Annotated in this window: 1 pseudogene; it reads left to right on the top strand. The window is 60.8% G+C overall.

What is annotated here, in order from left to right:
• A pseudogene (locus EOC06_RS39890) lies at positions 1 to 209 on the top strand (DDE-type integrase/transposase/recombinase); the annotation flags it as partial.

Genomic DNA, 209 nt, shown 5'->3' with positions numbered 1-209 from the left:
TGGCATATGGACGAGACGTACATCAAGGTCCGCGGCCAGTGGATGTATCTTTACCGCGCCATCGACAGCCTCGGCGACACCGTCGAATTCAAATTTCAGCGAAAACCGTGACCTGGTGGCGGCCAAACGCTTCCTCCGCAAGGCGCTGGCGCGCCATGGCCAGCCGGAGCGCATCGTCATCGACGGCAGCCAGACCAATCACGAGGCAA

This window comes from Mesorhizobium sp. M7A.F.Ca.MR.362.00.0.0, from assembly GCF_004023175.1.
GTDB lineage: Bacteria > Pseudomonadota > Alphaproteobacteria > Rhizobiales > Rhizobiaceae > Mesorhizobium.
The sequence above is the reverse complement of the archived record's forward strand: the minus strand, read 5'-3'. Positions and strand labels throughout refer to the sequence as shown.